Below are 17,042 nucleotides of genomic sequence, written 5' to 3' on the forward strand. Positions count from 1 at the left end.
AGCGACACCGGCTTCGCCGTTGCGCGGGGGTGACGGTGGTCTAGGAGTGGTTCACATGGGCGACCAAACCAACGTCAAACTCCGCCTCTCCAACTCCGAACTCTGGGGCGGGCTGATCGGGCTCGGGCTCGGCGGCTTTGTGATCTGGCAGGGCTTGAGGCTGAAGCTCGGCACGATCAACGATCCCGGCTCCGGCTACGTGCTGTTCTACACCGGCATCCTGATGTGCGTGTTCGCGGCCTCCATCATCGTCTCGGCCGTCGCCGAGGGCGGGCCGACGCTGGCCTCGCGCTGGGAAAATGTGCGCTGGGGCAAGCCGCTGCTCGTCATCGCCTGCCTCGTCGCGTTCTCCTTCGCGCTGGAGCCGCTGGGATTTCTGCTGTCGTCGATCCCCTTGCTGCTGCTGATGTTGCGGCTGATCGATCCGGTGCGCTGGACGCTGGCGATCCCGATCGCCGTGCTGGTGCCATCAGGCATGTGGTGGGTGCTCAAGCGCCTGCTCCTGATCCAGTTGCCCTCCGGCCTGTTCGGGATCGGCTGATCGCATGGATACGCTCGTCAACGTCGCGCATGGGTTCGGCGTCGCGCTGCTGCCGATCAACCTGCTCTATTGCTTCATCGGCGTCTTCATCGGCACGCTGGTCGGCGTGCTGCCGGGCATCGGGCCGATCTCGGCGATGTCGCTGCTGCTGCCCGTGACGCTGTCGGGTACGCCGGAATCCGGCATCATCATGATGGCCGGCATCTATTACGGCTCGATGTATGGCGGCTCGACCACCTCGATCCTGGTCAACATCCCCGGCGAGGCGGCCTCCGTCGTGACCTGCATCGACGGCCACCAGATGGCCAAGCAGGGTCGCGCCGGCCCCGCGCTCGGCATCTCCGCCTTCGGCTCCTTCATCGCCGGCACGTTCGCGCTGGTGGCGCTGATGCTGGTGGCGCCGAGACTTGCCAGCATTGCGATCGCATTTGGCCCGGCCGAGTATTTCAGCCTGATGGTGCTTGGCCTCGTGGTGCTCACCTTCCTCACCCAGGGCTCGATGCCGAAGGCGCTATTGATGGCGTGCATCGGCGTCGTGCTCGGGCTGATCGGGCTCGACAGCATCACGGCGCAGCCGCGCCTGACCTTCGGCCGCATGGAGCTGATCGACGGCATCGGCCTCGTGCCCGTGGTGATGGGCCTGTTCGGCGTCGCCGAGGTGCTGCTCAACACCGAGCAGGCGATCAAGCGCGACATCATCAACGCCAAGATCACGCAGCTCTTGCCGAACAAGGCCGATTGGCAGGCCAGCGCCGGCCCCGTCGCGCGCGGCACGCTGCTCGGCTTCCTGCTCGGCATCCTGCCCGGCGGCGGCGCGGTGGTGGCCTCGTTTGCGTCCTATGCGCTGGAGAAGCGGCTGTCGAAAACGCCGGAACGGTTTGGCCATGGCGCGATCGAGGGCGTCGCGGGCCCCGAATCCGCCAACAACGCGGCGGCCGGCGGCGCGTTCATTCCGCTGATGACGCTGGGCATCCCGCCGAACGTGGTGATGGCGCTGCTGCTCGGCGCCTTCGTCATCCACGGCCTGCAACCGGGGCCGCTGCTGATCACGCAAAACCCCGGCCTGTTCTGGGGCATCGTCGCCAGCATGTATATCGGCAACGTCATGCTGCTGATCCTCAATCTGCCGATGATCGGCATGTGGGTGCAGCTCCTGAAGCTGCCCTACAACATCCTCTTTCCCCTGATCATCCTGTTCACGATCCTGGGCGTGTACTGCTCCAGCAACAACGTGTTCGACGTCTACGTGATGATCGCGTTCGGGATCATCGGCTATTTCATGCGCAAGCTCGGCTACGAGCCGGCACCGCTGGTGCTCGCCTTCGTGCTCGGACCGATGCTGGAGAACAATCTGCGCAAGTCGCTGATCCTGTCGCAGGGCGATCTCTGGACCTTCGTGCAGCGGCCGATCTCGGCGGCGTGCCTTGCGCTGGCGCTGGCGCTGCTGGTCGCCCCGCTGCTGCCGTCGCTGCGCAGGAAGCGCGAGCTGGTGGCGCTGGATGAGGGAGCGTGAGGGAGGGGAAGCGAGATCGCAGCGCGATTAAACGATGAACTCCTACCCCGCCGCAGGCAGCGCGCTGTCCGGCGGCGCACTCCACGGGCGTTCGGCTGACGCCAGCCCGATCAGACGGCCCTGGATGTAGTCGCAACCCCAGTCGCGCAGCATGTTTGCGGCCTCGTCGTCCTGCACCCATTCGGCCACCGTCTTGATATCGAGGCGGCGGGCGAGATCGATCAGGGTCTGCACGAAGGCGCGATCGTCGGCGGAACGGGTAATGTTCTGCACGAAGGCGCCGTCGATCTTGACGATGTCCACGCCGAGCTTGCGCAAATTGCGGAACGAGGTGTAGCCGGCGCCGAAATCGTCGATGGCGATGCGGCTGCCGAAATTCTTCAGCCGCGTGACGAAGCCGCGGACATCGTCGATGTCCTGGATCGCGACCGTCTCGGTGATCTCGACGATCAGCCGCTCGGCGACCCCGGGATGCGCCAGCATCAGCGACTCGATTCCCGCCCACCAGTCCGGATCCATGGTGGTGTCCGGCGAGATGTTGAGGCTGAGACTGACATCGGGCGCGGCCGCAAGCTCGGCGACCACGAGCTCGAGCACGCGGTGATCGACCAGGCGGATCAGGCCGAGGCGCTCGGCAACCGGCACGATGTCGGGCGCGAGCAGCACCTGGCCGTCACCCTGGTCCATCCGCACCAGGCATTCATGGAATGCGCGCTCGCGCGAGACGGCCGAGACCACCGGCTCATAGGCGAGCTTGATGCGGCGCTCGTTCAGTGCGGTGACGATCTCGTCGGTGACGCGGATGTTGACGCGGCGCTGCGCGTCGCGCGTGGCATCCGGACGCCACGCTGCAAACGACCCGGCGCGGCGGCGCTTTGCGGCGTCCAGCGTCTCATGGGCGCGGTTGACCGCCTCGTCGGTGTTGCGGGCATAGCGCGGCACGCTGACCGCGCCGATCGACGCGGTGACCGAGACCGGGCCGGATTTGGTCGGCACCACCTCGTCCCGGATGCCGGCGAGGAAACGCTCGGCGGCGACGTTCATGTCGTCGATGGTGCAGTTCTTCAGGATCAGGCCGAACTTGTTGCCGGAGAAGCGCCCGAGCACGTCGCCGCCGCGCAGCCGCGCGCGAATGCGTTTGCCGACATCGAGAATCACGGCATCAGCAACGTCGAAGCCGAAGGCGTCGTTGACGCGGGCGAGATGATCGATGCCGACCAGCATGAAGGCCGAGGTCGAGCGGAAGCGGGTCGTCTCCTCGATCGCCTCGGCCAGCGCCGCGATCAGATGCGAGCGGTTGAGCTCGCCGGTCAGCGGATCGAGCCGGGCCAGCCTGGTCAATTCCTCGTCGCGGGCGTGGCGCTCATTGTTGATGCGGACGGAGCCGATCGCGCGGACCGGGCGGCCGTCGGGGCCGGCGAACCAGCGGCCGGTCTCCTCGACCCAGACCACGGGATCGGAGGTGCTCATGCGCACGCCGTATTCGACCCGGTAGGGCGTGCCGTCGGCGCCGTGCACGGCGGATGTCTGCGCCAGCGCGGCGGTCCGCAGCGACGGCGCGGGCTCGATCAGCTTGGCGAATTCGGCGCCGGTCGCGAGCCGCTCGGCGGGGATGCCGGGGAAGACGGCGCCGGCGTGCTCCCCCCAGACGATGACGTCGCTGGCGATGTCCCAGGCGAACACGGCCTGGCCGAGCGCGGCCAGGATGTCGGAGGCTTGTGGCAATGCGGGGGTCAAAATCGCCTCATTTCGGGACAGCGGGGAGTCCTGAGCCGGCACAGGATAGAGCCAGATTCGCCCCCAACCCTAGGCAAAGTTGATAAACAATTTGGAAACCATGTTTCGGGGCAGCGCGGAACCAAACCGGCCCGGCCGGCATAGGCCTTGCGAGTACGTGACTCGCACCGGCGCCCGCGTCCCGAAACGCGACGATCTTCGCCGGATCAACGGTGATTGCGATGTTGAGTACTGATCGATCGGACTTGGCGGACTACGGCACAGGCTCGGCCCTCGTGCCGCTGCTGCCGACGTTGCAGTGGGTTATCAAGGCGCCGCTGCCTCGCCCCGATCCGAGCTTCGTCACCCAACTCATCGCCAATGCCGAGCATTTGCCCCAGGCCAGCCGGCTCCGCCGCGCCTCCCCTGAAGATGCGCGGATGGCCTATGGCAGCAAGCGCCCGCTCGGAAGCGTCAGCGCGCGCACGCGGCAGGTGGCTTAATCCAACTTGCAGGACAATTGTTGCCTCACGCTCGCTGCACCTCTCCCGCCTGCGGGAGAGGTCGACGCGCTCGAAGAGCGCGGCGGGTGAGGGCTCTCTCCTCTTGGGGATTCCCTCTGCGGAGACACCCCCTCCCCAACCCTCCCCCGCAAGCGGGAGAGGGAGCACACCGTCAAAGCGGCAACAGGGGTAACGCGCTCGATCAGCGCGGCGTGTCCGGCGACGACGGCGTGCCATTGCCCGGCTGCAGATGCGGCGAGGGAATTTCCGGCGAGGGCGGGCTCACCGGCTTCGGCGCCGGATGGTCCATCAGCACGGATTCGGCGACCGATTGCGCGGTGGGCGCGGGCGGCACCGGGGCTGCTTGCGGTGCCGACACCGGCTCGAATTTGGGCTCGGACGCGACGTCATCCGCCGGCGCCTCGGCCTGGCGCTTGGCCTTGCGCGGCGCGGGCACCGTCGTCTCGGCGACATAGGTGACGCGGCGGCGCGTGCGCTGGGCGATGCCGCCGAGGAAATCGGCCATCGCGAGCAGCACCAGCAGGAAATAGGTGGAGTTGCCGAATTTGGGCCACATCACGAATTCGGCGGCGGCCGCGCCGAACACGATCAGCGACAGCAGATGATCCATCAGGAATTTCGAGCCGGGCCGCGCGCCTTTGACCACCTCGAGCAGCAGCAGCACGATACCGAGCGCAAGCATCAGATCGGCGAGCGTGACCGGCCAAGTCTCGCCCGTGATCATCGGCACCTTGAACAGCACGTCCGAGAAGGACACGCTGGGCATCAGGAAGGCGATGATGTTGTAGACCGCGAGCGGAATCAGGAGCAGCGGGAAACCGACCATCGGCGAAATGCCTTCTCGATCAAGATATCCGGACAGAACAATGCAGCGGCGAAGCATTCGCTCCGCCGCCGTCACCGTCATATCTCATGGGTTGGCCGAAATCAGGCAGGTCACGTCATCCTGATTGAGGATAACCCTGCCCGAAGAAGAGTCCGACCTCAGGACTCTTTCTTCTTCAGGACCTGACGGCCCTTGTACATGCCGGTCTTGAGGTCGAGATGGTGCGGACGACGGAGCTCGCCGGAGTCCTTGTCTTCCACATAGGTCGGCTTCTTGATGGCGTCTGCCGAGCGGCGCATGCCACGGCGCGACGGCGAGGTTTTTCTTCTCGGAACGGCCATTTCAGTATCCTCTAGGGATTGGTGTCATCAGGGCATCGTCCGCGAGGGACGGCTCAGCACCCGCAATACGAGGCGAGCTGAATGCCGATCAAGGCCGCGCTTATAGAGGAAGGCTGGCCGCAAAGCTAGGCTCTTGGGCCGGAAAATGCGCCCGAAAAGGGCCCGAAATCAGCGATTTTCTCGCCAGCAGGTCGCAAGCGTCGAGGCCTGCGCCCTTGCCACATAGGTCCCGGCGAGCCGCCGGACGCCCGGTCCGGGGGTCCTGGCGCTGCGTTTGACTGGATTCGGCAGGATCGAGGCCAGAAGTGCCGCCTCCCGGGGGGAGAGGCTGGCGGCCGATTTACCGAACGCATAGGCGCTGGCCGCCTCCACCCCAAACTGGCCCTGCGGACCGAGCTCGGCGATGTTGAGGTAAATTTCCAGGATCCGCGGCTTGGGCAGGACGAAATCGATCCACAACGCCAGCGGGAATTCCAGCGCCTTGCGGATGAAGTCCCGCCCCTGCCAGAGGAACAGGTTTTTCGCCACCTGCTGGGTGATGGTGGAGGCGCCCCGGAAGGCGGTGCCGTCCTCCTTCGCGTCGTCGATCGCCTCGCGCAACGCGCCCCAATCGATGCCGTGATGCTTGCAGAAATGAGCGTCCTCGGCCGCCACCACCGACCGCGGCAGGTAGGGCGACATGGCCGCGAGATCGATCCATTCCCGCTGCATCGGCGCGCCCCGCAAGCTGCGCCAGGCCATCAGCGTCGAAACGGGATGGCCGGTGCGGTAGAACGGCGCGATCACATAGGGCGCGAGAACCACGACCGCGAGCGCTACCAGCAGGATTTTAACGATGCGCAAATCGACCTTTCCGGCGCAAAATGAAACGCAGCCACGGGCCCAGCCATTAAGTCTGTGATAATTCGGGTCTTTTCCAGCACTTTTTAGGCCTTCCAAACGATTGACTGAGGCGGGCTCATAAAGGATTGTCCCGCCGAATTTTAGTTCTGGAGCCCTTCTTGATGACCGGCACGTCCCCGTCCGATTTCGCCAAACGTCTGGACAAGACCGCTGATGATACCGAGGCCCTGCTCGGGCGCCTCCTCGCGGACGACATCCTGCCCGATGAAATCGCCCGTCCCAAGCGACTGATGGACGCAATGCGCTATTCGAGCCTGAACGGCGGCAAGCGCCTGCGGCCGTTCCTGGTGGTTGAAAGCGCAGCCGTGTTCGGCGTGCCGCGCGAGGCGGCGCTGCTCGCCGGTGCGGCGCTCGAATGCATCCACTGCTATTCGCTGATCCATGACGACCTGCCGGCGATGGACAATTCGGACCTGCGCCGGGGCCGGCCCACCCTGCACAAGAAGACCGACGACGCGACCGCGATCCTCGCCGGCGACGGCCTGCTGACGCTCGCCTTCGATATCGTCACCCGCGACGAGATCCATCGCGACGCCAATGTACGGCTGCTGCTGACGCGCGCGCTGGCGCGCTGCGCCGGCATCGGCGGCATGGTCGGTGGCCAGATTCTCGACCTCGCAGGCGAAGGCCGTTTCGGCGGCAACGAGCCGATCGATGTCGCCCGCATTCAGCAGATGAAGACCGGCGCGCTGCTGCGCTACGGCTGCATCGCCGGCGCGATTCTCGGCCAGGCCACGGCCAAGGAATATCAGGCGCTCGACGATTACGGCCGCGCGCTCGGCGAAGCCTTCCAGATCGCCGACGATCTGCTCGACGTCGAAGGCGATGCCGCGGCGCTCGGCAAACCTTCGGGCCAGGATGCTGCGCTCGGCAAGACCACCTTCGTCACCCAGCTCGGCATCGAAGGCGCCAAGCAGCGCGTGCGCGACCTGCTCGCGCGGGCCGACAGCGCGGTCTCGATCTTCGGCGACCGCGCCGCCGTGCTGCAAGCCGCCGCGCGGTTCGTCGCCGAGCGCAAGAACTGACCGGGCGATGACGGGCATCGACAAGGAAGATCCCGTCCTCGCGCGCTTCCAGAGAATGTCGCGGCCGATGCGCGTGATTTACGCGCGGCCGCGGACTTTCATTTCACTCGGCTTCGGCATTCTGGTCTGCCTGCTGTTGCCCGGCTCCCTGCGGCTGGCGACGCGGCTCGTGCTCGGCTGGGATGCGCTGATCGCGGCCTATCTGGTGCTGGTCTACGTGATGATGCTGAACAACGACCACCAGCACATCCGCCGCAACGCTGCGATGCAGGACGACGGCCGCTTCGTGATCCTGCTGGTGACGGCGATCGGCGCATTCGCGAGCATCGCGGCGATCGTCGCCGAACTCGGCGCCCATCGCGGCGCCACGGAGCTGACGATCGCGATCACCACCATCGCGCTGTCATGGGCCGCCGTGCATACAACCTTCGCGCTGCATTACGCCCATGATTACTATCGGCACCCGCCGGGCGGGTTGCAATTCCCGAGCGGCGACAAGGAAGATCACGCCGATTATTGGGACTTCGTCTATTTCTCGTTCGTGATCGGCATGACCGCGCAGGTCTCCGATGTCGGCATCACCGACAAGACCATCCGCCGCACCGCGACCGCGCACGGCATTATCTCGTTCATCTACAACACGGCCTTGCTGGCGCTGACGGTGAACATCGCGGCGAGCGCGATTGCGACTTAGATGTCGTCCTGGCTTTCGCCACGACGACCATGTGGAATCATCTCGGCTTCAATTACACACCTCGGCGTTGGCATCGTTGCCGGGGCCGCCGCCACCGCGATACTCGAGATGGCAACCGCGGTTGACCGGACGGCAGCCGCCATTAGTGCAGAAGACCTGCCCGCCGCCTGAGGCGCGCCGCGCACCGGTCGCGATGCCGGCAGCGTCGCCGCCCAAGCCACCGAGGCCGCCCGCGGCGCCGATCTGCGGACGCTGCCGTGCCGGGCGATCCTCGCTGTCGTCACGCCGCGAGGTCGCAGGTTTGGAAGCCGTCGGCTTGCCGGCGCGCTTCTTCTCGCATTCGTTGTCGTCGTTCAGCGCATAGCCGTCGCCGCAGACGATCCTGGTGCACTTGTCGCCGTCGGCCTTGAAGCCGTGCTCGCAGACCAGCGGGCAGACGCGCGACGGCTTCGACTTGACCGTATCGAGCGCATCGGTGCTCGCCACTTTCACGTCGAGCTTGGTGCCGGCATAGCGGTTGAACTGCGACAGCGACCGCTGCGAGGACGTGTTCCAGTTGCCGTCGGCCTGGCCCGAGAAACAGCCGACGCGGCCGAGCTCGGTCTGGACCGAGCGGCTGAGATCGGCCGGCGTGGTCGCCGGCGTCAGGGACGCAACGTTGGTCCCGGCGGGGCTCGCCGTGCTGGCCGGCGCAGCGCTCGGGGCCGCGGCGGCGAGGTTGACGCGCTGCTGCTCGGCGGCGGCCGCCTGCTGCTGCGCCTGCTCCTTTGCCTTCTGGGCGGCAAGCTGCGCCTGCTCGGCGGCCTTCGCATCGGCCGCAGCCTTGAGCTGCGCATCCTTCTGCGCGCCGACGGCGGCAAGACGATCGCGCTCGGCCTCGGCCTGCTTCGCCTTCTCGATCGCCGCCGCATGGGCCTGCTCGGCACCGATCTTCTCGAGCTGAAGCTTGGCGAGGCTGGAATAGAAACCGTCCGGATGCTGGGCGAGGAAGGCGTCCCATGCCGCCCTGTTGCCGACCTGGAGTGCGAGCTCATAGTCGCGGCGGATGTCGGCCTGCGGGTTCGCCACGGGCGACGCTGCAGCCGCCACCTTGACCGGCACCAGCGGGACGTCGTCGCCGCCGAGCGAGCCATAGACGAACGGCTCCTGCTTGTTGCCGGTCGACTTGAGCACGTCGTCGCGCACGAAGCCGAAGGCGCGGCGGACATCGAGGCCCGGCGTCGTCAGGTGCTTCGACAACGCAACCGTAAACGGGCTGTTGGCACCGTCGCCGTCCTGCGCCGTGAAGCCGGCCTTGGCCGAATAGGCAATCAGCGTGTTGGGGCTGGTCGGCTCGACCTGGGCGAGGCCCCGGCCAATGCCGCGCGAGGCCACCGAGCGCTTCATGGTCTTGCCGAACGGATTGTCGCGGCAGGCATCCAGGATCACCAGGCGGAGCTGCTTGGCGGGTTCGACGGCGACCAGGACGCGGTCGAGCGAGAGTGCTTCGTCATAGACGTCGGTATCGCGCTCGAGCCTGGCGTCAACAGGGATCAGATAATTGGAGCCTTCGACCTCGATGCCGTGACCGGCATAGTAGACCACGGCGATGTCGGCATCGCGGGTCGCGTCCGCGAAGTCGCGCAGCACGCGCCGCGTCTCGAGGGCCGACAGATCGTGCCGGGAATCGACAATGTCGAAACCGGCATCCTTCAGCGTCTTCGCGATCACCGAACCGTCATTGACAGGGTTGGTGAGTGACGGCGCGTGCTGATAGGCCGAATTGGCCAGCACCAGCGCCACGCGCTTTCCGGCAAAAGCAGGTTCTGCGCCGAACAGCAGCGCGAGGGCGAGGAGAAGCGGGCAAAGTCTGAGCAAATTGCGCATGACACGAATTCCGAAGTTCAGGGCCGTTCGAGCCCCCTTTGGGATCGTTCTAGCAGGCTCCAGCGCCGGTGCTTGTCAGATCGAATGCCCCCTTTGGTTTGTCGCGCCAGCGCCATCGCGGTTCGCTGGGGTCCCGGCTGGGTTCCCTTATCCGTCCCCGACGTGCCCCCGATATTGCGGCAGATTGTCCGTAATCTCATGCCAGGGCGCCTTCGAGCCGACGAAAATGTGGGCGCTCGGCCGGATCGAGGGGGCATCGACCAGGGTTCCCATGGCGACATGAACCCATTTTCCGTCGCGCACCCGGGAATAAAGCAGCGAGCCGCAACGGGCGCAGTGGGCGTCATGGGTGGTGTCGTCCCCGAAAATGATCCGCTGGTCGTCACCCCGGACGATGCGGAGCTTCTCTTGCGCGATGCCGGCGAACGGCTTGAAGGCGGAGCCGGTGGTGCGACGGCAATTCGAACAGTGGCAGTTCATGGCGTAAGAGAATTGGTCCGCGACCTCGTAGCGCACGGCGCGGCAGTAGCATTCGCCGGTGAGGATACGAGCATTCGAATTTTCTGATCCGGTCATGGCAACGCCTGCGTGCAAATGGTTGACACACCCATAGCGCATTTTTATGCGTACGACTAAATTCCCGCCGAGCCATCATTCAAAGGGATGACCCATGAGCCAGAATCGTTCGAGCGTCGAGGCCGTCGTGCAAAGCTATTTTGACGGGCTCTACGAGGGCGACGCCGACAAGCTCGGCGACGTCTTCCATCCGTCCGCCGATCTGCGTTGGGTGGAAAAGGGCGAGCTGAAGATCCTGACCGTGCCGGACTGGCTCGCCTGGGTGCGCAAGCGCCCCTCGGCCAAGGCGGAAGGCAAGCCGCGCGAGGATTTCATCGTCACCATCGACCGTTCGGACGACAAGACCGCCTTCATCAAGGTCCGGTGCCAACTGCCGCCACGTTTTTTCACCGATTATCTGGTGGCGATGAAGCTCGCCGACGGCTGGCAGATCGTGTCGAAATCGTACCGGTATGACCTGAGGGAGTGAGGGAGCCTCAATCTCCCGCTGCCCAATATCTGCCGCGCTCGATGCCCATCCTCCGTCATTGCGAGCGTAGCGAAGCAATCCAGAATCTCTCCGCGGAAACACACTGGATTGCTTCGCTACGCTCGCAATGGTGGGACAATCGTGCGCGACCTTCCCTCCCCCTGTTCCATCTGTCCCAAAGGTCCCCCATGCTGCTCGACCGCCGCTCCCTCCTCGCCTCGCTGTGCTGGATGGCCGCCACTCCCGTGCTCGCCGCCGACGCGCCGCCTGAGCTCGAAGCCTATGAGCGCGAAAGCGGTGGACGGATCGGGCTGTATGCGGAAAACTTGGCGACCGGCGCGAAGATCGCCTGGCGCGCCGACGAGCGGTTCGTCATGTGCTCGACATTCAAGGCCTCGCTCGCGGCCTGCGTGCTGGCGCGGGTCGATCGCGGCCAGGAGCAGCTCGCGGCCGTGATCCCTTACGGCCAGGCCGACCTTCTGAGCTATGCGCCTGTTGCCAAGCAAAATCTCGCGGCCGGCAAGATGTCGGTCGCCGAGATGTGCAAGGCGATCGTCGAGCTCAGCGACAACACCTGCGCCAATCTGCTGCTGGCACGGATCGGAGGGCCGGCCGCCCTCACGGCGTTCTGGCGATCGCTTGGCGACACCACCTCACGGATCGACCACAACGAGCCTGAGGTCAACCGCTCTCCGCCCGGTGATCCCCACGACACCACGACGCCGGCGGCGATGGCCGGCAATCTGCGGCGACTGGTGACGGGCGAGGCATTGTCGCCGGCGTCGCGCGCCCAGCTCACCGAATGGATGGTGGGCTGCAAGACCGGTGCGAACCGGCTGCGCGGCGGCCTGCCCGCGAGCTGGACCATCGGCGACAAGACCGGCAACAACGGCAAGGACGCATCGGGCGATATCGCGGTCGCCTGGCCCAAGCCAGATACTAAGCCCGATACTAAGCCCGATGCGCCGATCCTGATCGCGGCCTACACCCAGGGCGGCTCGCCGACTGCCCCGCAGATCGAGGCCGTGTTCGCGCGCATCGGACGCATGGTGGCAGGGCGCCTGGCGTAAGGCCCCCGCATTGACCTCTTGGCCGCTTCCGGGCGAAGACAGGCCATGATCGCAGCGAAATTCCAGACCTTCCTCATCCTGCTCGCGGTGCTGGCGGGCACCGCGCTCGTCGCCCGCCGTTTCAACATCGCGCCTGCGATCTTGCTGATGCTGTCCGGCGTCGGCCTCGCCTTCGTGCCGGGCATGCCGCCGGTGGAACTGCCGCCGGAGCTGGTGCTGCTGATGGTGCTGCCGCCGCTGATCTACTCGGCGAGCGTCGCCATGAGCTGGCGGGAGTTCCGGAACAATCTGCGCCCGATCGTGCTGCTCGCGGTCGGCGCGGTGATCTTCACCGCGGCGATGGTGGCGGCCGCCACGCACTATTTGATCGGCCTGCCATGGGCCATCGGTTTCCTGCTCGGGGCCATCGTCGCGCCGCCCGACGTGGTGGCGCCGCTCGCGATCGCGCGACGGCTCAACATACCGCGCCGCCTCCTGGTCATACTCGAAGGCGAAGGGCTCGCGAATGACGCCACCGCGCTGATCCTCTACCGCTTCGCGCTCGCCGCCATCATGGTCGGCCATCTATCGCTTCCGATGGCGGCCGGCGAGTTTGTCCTCATTATCGCCGGAGAGATCGCCTTCGGCATCGGCGTCGGCTGGCTTTCCCTGCGCTTCCGCAGATGGGCGAAAGATCAGCAGGTCGAGCTGACGCTGTCGCTGATCACGCCTTACGTCTCCTACTGGCTGCCCGAGCATGTCGGCGGCTCCGGCGTGATCGCCACCGTCGCCTGCGGCCTCTATGTGAGCTGGAACGGCCCGCTGCTGATCTCCTCGGCGACGCGCCTGCAAGGCATCTTCTTCTGGGACCTCATCATTTACCTGATCGAGGGCCTGCTGTTCCTGCTCACCGGCTTCCAAATGCGCGCGCTCTACGAGAAATCGAAGGCGTTCCCGCTCGACGACATTCTCATCGCGACCGCCGTCGTGCTGACGATCATTGTGACCGCGCGTTTCGCCTGGCTCTATCCCGCGACCTATCTGCCGCGGATCCTCTCCAAATCGCTGCGCAAGCGCGACCCGTCGCCGCCATGGCAATGGCCGTTCGTGCTCGCCTTCACCGGCGTGCGCGGCGCGGTGTCGCTGGCGGCGGCGCTGGCGCTGCCGTTCACGCTGCCTGATGGCAATGCCTTTCCGTATCGCGACCTGATCCTGTTCGTCGCCTTCGGCGTCATCTTCGTCACGCTGATCGGCGTCGGACTGACGCTGCCGCCGGTGGTGCGCTGGCTCGGCGTCGCCGAAGCCGGCCGCAACGAGCATGTCGCCGAGCATGAGGCCGAGATCGCGGCACGCCGCCAGGCGCTCGACGCTGCGCTGAAGTCGCTCGATGCGCTGACCGAGGCGAAGGAGGTGTCGGACGAGGTGATGCGGCTGCTGCGCGCCCGCCACGAGATCCGCGTCAACCAGCTCCCTGATTCACTCGATCCCACCCATCACGACGTCTCCGCCGCCGGCACCGCGCTGACCCGCGAGCTGATCGCCGCCGAACGAAAATTCATCCACGACCTCCTGCGCGACGGCCAGATCACCGACGAGACGCGGCGCCGGATCGAGCGGGATCTGGATCTGGAGGAGGCGAGTCTGGCGAACCGGGAGTATCGGGGCGTGCCGCTGTAGCTTCTCGTCATTGCTGAACCGGCTGCGCAAGCTACCACTTCTCGCAGAATTTCCCCATCGCCGCCGCGACGGCTCCCGCGATCAGCTCCTGCCGCTCCAGGGAGTTCATCGCCATCTCCTCGTCGCGGTTGATGATCGAGCCGGCTTCGAGCAGCACCGCGGCGCTGTTCGTTCGCGACAGCACGACGAGCCCGTCGTAGCGGTAGACACCGAAATCCCTGTCCAGCAACTGGCGCCGGTAGCGCCCCATCTCCGGCAAGGTGTATTGGCTGGCATAGTGCAGGCCCTGCTCTTTCAACTGCCGGCCGATCATCCGGGCCAGCAACAGGCTGGTGGCGAAGTGCGAATTGCGTTCGGAGACGAACAGCGAATGGCCTGAAAACCGATCGCTGAAATAGCTCATCGCGCCGTCGAATTCCCAGGTCTCGAGCAGCTTGTCCGGCACCGAGTCGTGATGGATCGACAGCAGGAGATCGGCCCGACCGTCATTCGCGGCGCTGACGCGCTTGAACAGGCTCGGCCGCGCCTTGCCGTCAGTGACGAGCAGGCGGGCTGCGGCAAAGCCTTGGTCCCTGAGCTTCGCCGTGATCAGCCGTCCGAGCCGGAAGTTGAAGCCGAATTCCGGATCATTGCGTGCGCTCAGCGCGCCATAGGAGTCCGGGGTGTGCCCGACATCCACGACGATCCGGAATTTCGGCATCTCGCATTTGGCCGATGACGCCGGCGGCTTCGTCATTGTTCGCGCGGCAGCGGCATGTCCGCGCTCGACAGGGGCAAGCGACGACAGCAGGGTCGACGCGACCAATCCGGCGATGATGCTGCGCAATTGGCCCAAGCGCTACTCCGCTGCTGCGACCTTGGGACGGCCGACGAAGCCCGCGACATCGCCAAAACGTTCCAGCATCACCGCGGGCAGGTCCTTGGCCTTGCTGGTGACGCAGGCGCCGGAGCGCACCGCGTAGCGATCCTGATGCGCGGCCTGCGGCGGCGCTTCGCCGCGCTGGAGCGCGCGGGCCAGATCCATCACGACTTTCCGGAAATGCATGATGCCGAGATCGGTCGGGCCGAGATGCTCGCGGGTGCGGTCGGCGATCGGCCCCTGGCTGTCCTGCACGGCGGCGTCCTGCTCGGAGACGCCCTTGATGCCGGTATAGCTCCTCGTCTTCTGGAGCTTGCGGTCGATCAGATAGTCGTTGCCCTTGTGGCGCAGCGGCACGTAATTGTCGTCGACCTCCGCGATCACGCCATTGCCGCGGTCATAGGCGTCGCGTTCGGCCTGCGTCAGCGGCCGCTCCGGATTCCAGGCGTAGGTGTAGATCCAGCAATTGGTATCGCTGACCGGCACGAAGGTCTGGCCAAAGATGTTCTCGCCCGGCATCGCGCTCGGTGCGTAGGCGTGGAACGGCATCAGGAACTGCGCGATCCGCCAATAGATGTTGTCGCTGCCGGTGAGCCGGCCACCGGCAATGGAGAGGCCGGCGTCGTGCGGGGCGATCTTGATCACCGGCCGCGGGTCCTCGGCGATCCAGCGCATGTGGTCGCTCGACATCCGCGCGATCGGATTCACAAAATGCTTCTTGATGTCGAGGATCTCGTTCTCCTCCTTGTCGAAGGAGAGATGCGCAAAGGTGAAATGCGCGGTGTCGATCGAGCCCTCCAGCGCCTGCACCCAGTTGCAGTCCTGCCATTTCTTGCTGACGTAACGATGCGAGGCCGGCAGCATCGCCATTTCGAGATCGGGCAGCTCGGGCATGACGTCCGCCGGGCCCATATAGGCCCAGATCATCTCGCCCCATTCGCGCACCGGATAAGACTTGATGCGGATGAGATCCTTGGCGTTGAGATCGGGATAGGAGGTCGGCATGTCCACGCAGCGACCGTCCGTGTCGAACTTCCAGCCGTGATAGACGCAGCGGATGCCGCATTCCTCATTGCGCCCGAGCCAGAGATTGGCGCCGCGATGCGGGCAGTATTGATCGATGACACCGACGACGCCGCGCGAATCGCGGAAGGCGAGCAGCTCCTCGCCGAGCACGACGATCTTCTTCGGCTCGCCATCGGCTTCAGGAAGCTCCTTCGACAGGAGCACAGGAATCCAGAAGCGGCGCAGCAGCTCGCCCATGCCCGTCCCGGGGCCGGACTCGGTCAGGAATTTATTGTCCTCTGCGCGGAGCATGGAAAATCCTCCCGATTTGTTTTTGGGAAGATTGGCGCGGACGTGAGACGACGTCAACGCAAGAACGGTTTCGTAGGGTGGGCAAAGGCGCGCTCTTCGCGCGTCGTGCCCACCGTCCTGTTGCATGCACAGCGAGATGGCGGGCACGGCGCTGACGCGCCATTTTCACCCTACGGCAGCCATGCCTAAACCGGCCGCTCCCCCTTCACCGTCACCCGTGTCCCCGAGCGCGTGTGCGGCCAGTAGTCCCACATCGCACGGTGCTGGGTGCAGCGGTTGTCCCAGAAGGCGATGGCGTTCTCGGTCCAGCGGAAGCGGCACTGGAACAGCGGGTTCTCGGCGTGCTGGTAGAGATAGGCGAGCATCGCGTCGCTCTCGTCGCGCGGGATGCCGTTGATGTGGCGAGTGAAGCCGCGGTTGACGTAGAGCGCCTTCCTGCCGGTGACCGGGTGCGTGCGCAGCACCGGATGCTCCGCGTTCGGATAGGATGGACGATCGGCGACGCCATAGTTGGCATAGAGGCCGCGATAGATCGGCTCGCCGTCATGCAGTGCGGTCAGGCCGTCGAGATAGGCCTTCATGCGATCCGACAGCGCCTCATAGGCCGCATACATGTTGGCGAACAGCGTGTCGCCGCCGCGGGGCGGGCACTGCTTGATGTAGAGGATCGAGCCCATCGGCGGCTCGAGGTCGCAGGACACGTCGGAGTGCCAGCCCTCGCCGTTGGCGCGCGGCGAGTTCTTGTCGGCATAGATCTTCATCAGTGCCGGGTCTTCGTCCTCGTGCGGCGCTGCGGGATGGAAATGCAGCTCGCCGAACTTGCGGCCGAAGGCGAGATGCTGTTGTGGCGAGATGTGCTGGTCGCGGAAGAAGATGACGAGATTTTCCGCGAGCGCGCGATGGATCTCGTCCATCTGTTGATTGGAACGAACGTCATCGGAGACGAGCCTGCCGATGTCGACGCCGGAGATTTCCGCGCCGATGATCGGTGTGAGCTTTTCGACCGCGATGGTTTCGTAAGGCGCGCCGTCCTCGGCCATGTGGCGATAGCGCGGACCCTGCTTGCCGGCGAGTGAGCTCATGGCGTGTCTCCCGATCATTTTGATTGGAGACATCGTAGCGCGGATGGAGCGAAGCGCAATCTGG

The 17,042-nt window shown here is 65.6% G+C and carries 17 protein-coding genes; 8 read left to right on the forward strand and 9 right to left on the reverse strand.

What is annotated here, in order from left to right:
* Window positions 1–55 precede the first annotated feature (55 nt).
* Window positions 56–541, forward strand: a complete 486-nt coding sequence (locus tag AB5K84_RS42425) for a tripartite tricarboxylate transporter TctB family protein (protein WP_038965205.1) — start codon at window positions 56–58, stop codon at window positions 539–541.
* 4 nt (window positions 542–545) lie between these two features.
* Window positions 546–2,054 carry a tripartite tricarboxylate transporter permease gene (locus tag AB5K84_RS42430; protein ID WP_011083773.1) on the forward strand — a complete coding sequence of 503 codons (1,509 nt, stop codon included), beginning with the start codon at window positions 546–548 and terminating at the stop codon, window positions 2,052–2,054.
* Between the two features lie 42 nt (window positions 2,055–2,096).
* Here the strand turns inward: AB5K84_RS42430 and AB5K84_RS42435 are convergent, their stop codons facing one another.
* Window positions 2,097–3,791 (reverse strand): bifunctional diguanylate cyclase/phosphodiesterase, encoded by a 1,695-nt coding sequence (locus AB5K84_RS42435; protein WP_038965204.1) that lies wholly within the window; start codon window positions 3,789–3,791, stop codon window positions 2,097–2,099.
* A gap of 221 nt (window positions 3,792–4,012) precedes the next feature.
* Between AB5K84_RS42435 and AB5K84_RS42440 the strand changes: the two genes are divergently transcribed.
* Window positions 4,013–4,273: a hypothetical protein gene (locus AB5K84_RS42440; protein ID WP_038965203.1), complete on the forward strand. Its 261-nt coding sequence runs from the start codon at window positions 4,013–4,015 to the stop codon at window positions 4,271–4,273.
* Window positions 4,274–4,475: 202 nt separating this feature from the next.
* On the opposite strand, the gene AB5K84_RS42445 is transcribed toward AB5K84_RS42440, so the two are convergent.
* From AB5K84_RS42445 to mtgA, 3 genes are all read right to left on the reverse strand, one after another.
* The gene (locus AB5K84_RS42445; protein ID WP_028172628.1) at window positions 4,476–5,120 is read right to left on the reverse strand and encodes a hypothetical protein; all 645 of its coding nucleotides are present in this window, start codon (window positions 5,118–5,120) and stop codon (window positions 4,476–4,478) included.
* A 158-nt stretch (window positions 5,121–5,278) separates the two neighbouring features.
* Window positions 5,279–5,461, reverse strand: coding sequence for a 50S ribosomal protein L32 (gene rpmF / locus AB5K84_RS42450; protein WP_007598106.1), 183 nt, complete (start codon window positions 5,459–5,461; stop codon window positions 5,279–5,281).
* A 168-nt stretch (window positions 5,462–5,629) separates the two neighbouring features.
* Window positions 5,630–6,304 carry a monofunctional biosynthetic peptidoglycan transglycosylase gene (mtgA, locus tag AB5K84_RS42455; RefSeq protein ID WP_028172627.1) on the reverse strand — a complete coding sequence of 225 codons (675 nt, stop codon included), beginning with the start codon at window positions 6,302–6,304 and terminating at the stop codon, window positions 5,630–5,632.
* Between the two features lie 161 nt (window positions 6,305–6,465).
* On the opposite strand from mtgA, the gene AB5K84_RS42460 reads away from it, so the two are divergent.
* Together AB5K84_RS42460 and AB5K84_RS42465 are read left to right on the forward strand one after the other, a co-directional pair.
* Entirely contained in the window at window positions 6,466–7,389 is a 924-nt protein-coding gene (locus AB5K84_RS42460) for a polyprenyl synthetase family protein (protein ID WP_011083768.1), read from the forward strand.
* 7 nt (window positions 7,390–7,396) lie between these two features.
* Window positions 7,397–8,083 (forward strand): DUF1345 domain-containing protein, encoded by a 687-nt coding sequence (locus AB5K84_RS42465; RefSeq protein WP_011083767.1) that lies wholly within the window; start codon window positions 7,397–7,399, stop codon window positions 8,081–8,083.
* Between the two features lie 48 nt (window positions 8,084–8,131).
* On the opposite strand, the gene AB5K84_RS42470 is transcribed toward AB5K84_RS42465, so the two are convergent.
* Together AB5K84_RS42470 and AB5K84_RS42475 are read right to left on the reverse strand one after the other, a co-directional pair.
* On the reverse strand, window positions 8,132–9,949 hold the full coding sequence (locus AB5K84_RS42470) for a caspase family protein (RefSeq protein ID WP_441232752.1): 1,818 nt from the start codon (window positions 9,947–9,949) through the stop codon (window positions 8,132–8,134).
* 147 nt (window positions 9,950–10,096) lie between these two features.
* The gene (locus AB5K84_RS42475; RefSeq protein ID WP_028172624.1) at window positions 10,097–10,525 is read right to left on the reverse strand and encodes a GFA family protein; all 429 of its coding nucleotides are present in this window, start codon (window positions 10,523–10,525) and stop codon (window positions 10,097–10,099) included.
* 94 nt (window positions 10,526–10,619) lie between these two features.
* Between AB5K84_RS42475 and AB5K84_RS42480 the strand changes: the two genes are divergently transcribed.
* From AB5K84_RS42480 to AB5K84_RS42490, 3 genes are all read left to right on the forward strand, one after another.
* Window positions 10,620–10,994, forward strand: a complete 375-nt coding sequence (locus AB5K84_RS42480; protein WP_011083764.1) for a nuclear transport factor 2 family protein — start codon at window positions 10,620–10,622, stop codon at window positions 10,992–10,994.
* A 188-nt stretch (window positions 10,995–11,182) separates the two neighbouring features.
* Window positions 11,183–12,064 carry a class A beta-lactamase gene (gene bla, locus AB5K84_RS42485; protein ID WP_038965202.1) on the forward strand — a complete coding sequence of 294 codons (882 nt, stop codon included), beginning with the start codon at window positions 11,183–11,185 and terminating at the stop codon, window positions 12,062–12,064.
* Between the two features lie 45 nt (window positions 12,065–12,109).
* Window positions 12,110–13,720 (forward strand): Na+/H+ antiporter, encoded by a 1,611-nt coding sequence (locus AB5K84_RS42490; protein WP_011083762.1) that lies wholly within the window; start codon window positions 12,110–12,112, stop codon window positions 13,718–13,720.
* Between the two features lie 31 nt (window positions 13,721–13,751).
* On the opposite strand, the gene AB5K84_RS42495 is transcribed toward AB5K84_RS42490, so the two are convergent.
* The 3 genes from AB5K84_RS42495 to AB5K84_RS42505 form a co-directional block, all read right to left on the reverse strand.
* The gene (locus AB5K84_RS42495) at window positions 13,752–14,555 is read right to left on the reverse strand and encodes an N-acetylmuramoyl-L-alanine amidase (protein WP_038965197.1); all 804 of its coding nucleotides are present in this window, start codon (window positions 14,553–14,555) and stop codon (window positions 13,752–13,754) included.
* A gap of 3 nt (window positions 14,556–14,558) precedes the next feature.
* The gene (locus AB5K84_RS42500; RefSeq protein ID WP_011083760.1) at window positions 14,559–15,896 is read right to left on the reverse strand and encodes a Rieske 2Fe-2S domain-containing protein; all 1,338 of its coding nucleotides are present in this window, start codon (window positions 15,894–15,896) and stop codon (window positions 14,559–14,561) included.
* 185 nt (window positions 15,897–16,081) lie between these two features.
* A complete protein-coding gene (locus AB5K84_RS42505) occupies window positions 16,082–16,978 on the reverse strand; it encodes a TauD/TfdA dioxygenase family protein (protein ID WP_028172619.1) in 897 nt (298 codons plus the stop codon).
* Window positions 16,979–17,042: the final 64 nt, after the last annotated feature.

Source organism: Bradyrhizobium sp. 1200_D9_N1_1 (genome assembly GCF_052075915.1).
Classification (GTDB): Bacteria; Pseudomonadota; Alphaproteobacteria; order Rhizobiales; family Xanthobacteraceae; genus Bradyrhizobium; species Bradyrhizobium diazoefficiens.

Coding starts and splice junctions, on each gene's coding strand:
- rpmF (WP_007598106.1), bottom strand. CDS start 5,461: ATGGCCGTTCCGAGAAGAAAAACCTCGCCGTCGCGCCGTGGCATGCGC.
- AB5K84_RS42480 (WP_011083764.1), top strand. CDS start 10,620: ATGAGCCAGAATCGTTCGAGCGTCGAGGCCGTCGTGCAAAGCTATTTT.
- AB5K84_RS42425 (WP_038965205.1), top strand. CDS start 56: ATGGGCGACCAAACCAACGTCAAACTCCGCCTCTCCAACTCCGAACTC.
- bla (WP_038965202.1), top strand. CDS start 11,183: ATGCTGCTCGACCGCCGCTCCCTCCTCGCCTCGCTGTGCTGGATGGCC.
- AB5K84_RS42475 (WP_028172624.1), bottom strand. CDS start 10,525: ATGACCGGATCAGAAAATTCGAATGCTCGTATCCTCACCGGCGAATGC.
- AB5K84_RS42490 (WP_011083762.1), top strand. CDS start 12,110: ATGATCGCAGCGAAATTCCAGACCTTCCTCATCCTGCTCGCGGTGCTG.
- AB5K84_RS42470 (WP_441232752.1), bottom strand. CDS start 9,949: ATGCGCAATTTGCTCAGACTTTGCCCGCTTCTCCTCGCCCTCGCGCTG.
- AB5K84_RS42430 (WP_011083773.1), top strand. CDS start 546: ATGGATACGCTCGTCAACGTCGCGCATGGGTTCGGCGTCGCGCTGCTG.
- AB5K84_RS42445 (WP_028172628.1), bottom strand. CDS start 5,120: ATGGTCGGTTTCCCGCTGCTCCTGATTCCGCTCGCGGTCTACAACATC.
- AB5K84_RS42440 (WP_038965203.1), top strand. CDS start 4,013: ATGTTGAGTACTGATCGATCGGACTTGGCGGACTACGGCACAGGCTCG.
- AB5K84_RS42505 (WP_028172619.1), bottom strand. CDS start 16,978: ATGAGCTCACTCGCCGGCAAGCAGGGTCCGCGCTATCGCCACATGGCC.
- AB5K84_RS42465 (WP_011083767.1), top strand. CDS start 7,397: ATGACGGGCATCGACAAGGAAGATCCCGTCCTCGCGCGCTTCCAGAGA.
- AB5K84_RS42500 (WP_011083760.1), bottom strand. CDS start 15,896: ATGCTCCGCGCAGAGGACAATAAATTCCTGACCGAGTCCGGCCCCGGG.
- AB5K84_RS42460 (WP_011083768.1), top strand. CDS start 6,466: ATGACCGGCACGTCCCCGTCCGATTTCGCCAAACGTCTGGACAAGACC.